The organism is Wolbachia pipientis, from assembly GCF_023661085.1.
GTDB lineage: Bacteria > Pseudomonadota > Alphaproteobacteria > Rickettsiales > Anaplasmataceae > Wolbachia.
Genome location: NZ_JAHDJT010000130.1, coordinates 1 through 3,339, shown reverse-complemented (window position 1 = coordinate 3,339; position 3,339 = coordinate 1). Strand labels below are relative to the sequence as shown.

Annotated in this window: 1 protein-coding gene; it reads right to left on the bottom strand. The window is 38.0% G+C overall.

Translation table 11 applies throughout. The features are described from left to right. A partial coding sequence (gene dnaE, locus DM84_RS05440) for a DNA polymerase III subunit alpha (RefSeq protein ID WP_250778944.1) occupies positions 1-3,108 on the bottom strand: 3,108 nt, incomplete at its 3' end. Positions 3,109-3,339: the final 231 nt, after the last annotated feature.

Here is a 3,339-nt window from a genome sequence, read left to right as displayed (position 1 = left end):
CCTCTTCATTACAGAAGTGATCCTTTCCGTAAATTCAGATATATCCTTTCCTGCTAGTCTTGTCGTATTCTCCGAAGCTTCAAGATCAATTATCGCAAACGTTCCGGGCGAAAATAAGTTTCTTTTCTCCTCTATTATTTCGTTATTATAGAATGCTATTTCAGAAACATTATGGGGATCAGAAAGCGTGAGTATAACAAATCTTCCGCGCTCCGAAGTTCTCATACGTGCATTTAATATTACACCAGCAGTTTTTGTTGTCTTACTCTCTCCGATAAATCCAATATTTAATTTTCTCAAAAGGGCCCTAAATTTTTCAAGTGGGTGATTAGTTAAGTAAAATCCCAGCGAAAATAACTCATGTTCTAACTTTTCCTCTTCATTGAAGTCTTCTACATCCTCAAGCTTCGGCTTGAGAACATCAAGATTACCAAATAAAACAGCTTGATTCGATTCCTTATCCTGCCTATTTTTATTTGCAAAGTAAATCAATGTGTCTATTGACTCATATAGCTGCTTCCTGTTTTGATGCACACCATCACATGCTCCAGACTTAATTAGGCTTTCTAGTGCTCTTTTATTTATTATATGTCCCGAATTTTGAATGAATTCCCATATGTCCTTATAAGCGCTTGAACGTGTGTTCACTATTCCTTCTGCTATAGAGAAACCAACATTACGCAAAGCGGCAATGCCGTAGCGTATGTGCTCACCCTCTATTGAAAATTCAGCTTTAGATTTGTTTATATCAGGTGAAAGAACAGAAACTCCACTGAATTTTGCAGCGTGATAAAATAAATTCAGTTTGTCTCTGTCATCAATATTCAGATTCATCAAGGCTGTAAAAAATTCCAACGGATAGTTAGCTTTAAGGTAAGCTGTCTGGTAAGATATCACTGCATATGCGGCTGCATGAGATTTATTAAATCCGTAACCAGCAAATTTTGCAACAAGGTCAAAAATATAACTTGCCCTATCATAATCAACACCATTTTTCGTTGCTCCTTGGATGAAAAGTTCGCGTTGTTTATCCATCTCTTCTTTGATTTTCTTACCCATAGCACGTCTCAGTAGATCTGCTTCAGCTAATCTATATCCAGAGAGAATACGCGCTATTTCCATTACCTGCTCTTGGTAGATTATTACTCCAAATGTTTCTTTTAATACTCCCTTGAGTAATGGATGAATATAATCTGGCTTTTCAAGCCCGTGCTTTCTTGCAACATAAGTTGGAATGTTATCCATCGGCCCTGGACGATAAAGAGAAATCAAAGCAATGATATCTTCAATACAGTCTGGTTTTAGTTTGATTAAAGCTTCTCTCATTCCCGAACTTTCAAGCTGGAACACTCCAATTGAATCACCTCTTGAGAGCATTTCATAGGTTCTCTGATCATCTAAAGGAACCAAGGAAATATCAATTTTTCTTTCATTACGGTTAATTAAGCGACAAACATGATCTATCAATGTAAGTGTACCAAGTCCGAGAAAATCAAACTTTATTAGTCCAGCTTTCTCCACATATTTCATGCTGTATTGAGTAATCGGTAGAGCTGAATTTGGATCATAACAAACAGGAACAAAATTTTCTAACTTTTGATCGCATATCACAATTCCAGCCGCATGAGTTGAAACGTGACGATATATTCCCTCAAGCTTAAGAGAGATATCAAGGAGTTTTGCAATTACTTCATCGCTATCCCTTTCTTTCTGCAGATTTTGGTCAAGCTCTATCGCTTGTGATAAAGTTACAGGGTTTACCGGGTTAAACGGAACCATCTTAGATATTTTATCCACCTGAGTGTAAGGCATCTGCAATACCCTGCCAACATCGCGCAGTACAGCTCTTGCCTGTAATTTTCCAAAAGTAATTATTTGAGCAACATAACCATACTTCTTTCGAACATAGTCAATGACCAAATCCCTCTTTTCCTGGCAAAAATCGATGTCAAAGTCAGGCATTGATATACGATCAGGATTTAAAAATCTTTCAAAGATCAGACCAAATTTTATCGGGTCAAGATCCGTAATTTGCAACGCCCAAGCAACAATTGATCCAGCACCAGAACCTCTTCCTGGACCAACTGGAATGCCATTTGCTTTGCTCCAACGAATGAAATCAGAAACTATCAAAAAGTAGCCAGCGTAGTTCATTGAAGTTATTACGCTTAGTTCGTAATTTAGCCGATCGTGGTATTGTTTAAGGTTTATGTCTGCTTCATTTGCAACACGAAGTTCCAACCCCGCAATTGCCTGTTCCTTCAGTTCTTCATTCTCAGTTTTATTCTCTCGGCAAGGAAATTTAGGCAAAATAGGCTGCCTACTTCTTGGCATATAAGAGCACCGTCTGGCTATTACTGAGGTATTATGAATCGCTTCAGGGATATCGCTGAATAGCTCCTCCATTTCCGCCACAGATTTGAAATAATGCTCAGTAGTTAGCTTCTTTCTGTTATTCTCAAGAGCATAACTTCCTTCTGATATGCACGTTAATATATCATAAGCCTCATAGTCAGACCTGTTGGGGAAAAATACATCATTCGTTGCAACCAGCGGTATATCGTGCTGGTAAGCAAAGTCTATAAAGGTTTCTTCGAGCTCCAACTCTTTACTAAGCCCATGACGCTGCAATTCAACATATAAATGACCATTGAATGCTGAGAGTAGTCTTTTTATCGTTTCTTTATCTTGCTTCAACAACAGTTGAGCCAATATGCCGTCATATCCACCGGTTAAGGCGATTAGGCCTGAACTTAAATTTAATAGCTCATCAAAATCAACGTAAGGAATATCGTTGCTATTTTCGCGCTTTCTAAAGGACTCACTCACCAAAGTGACCAAATTAGCGTACCCTCGCTCGTTTTTTGCAAGCAACAATATGGGTAGATTTTGTTCTGAGTGTCGAACTATAATATTGCATCCTATTATTGGCTGTACTCCTCTACTTGCCGCATATTCTGCAAATTCGAGTGAGCCAAATAAATTACCTGAATCAGTTATCGCAACTGCTGGCATTTTATTCCGCAAGCAAAGGCTACTTAGCTCCTCAATTTTGACCGAACTCTCAAGCAATGAATAAACACTGTGAACGCGCAAGTGTATGAACATAAAAAAACTTCAGACCAGTAATAAAAGAATAGCATTAATTTACTCAGGAGGAACAAAAACTTGTTCAAGAGTTCCGGCATAAAAAACTACTTGACAACCTCCGCTGTTACTCCTATTATGGTATTGAAGTTATTTGTTTAACTTCCCAATCTGTACAGGTTAAAATGACAAGAGAGCTTGTATTTGGCGTACTATTGTTTAATTTTTCGCACTATGTGCGCTGCATGTCTT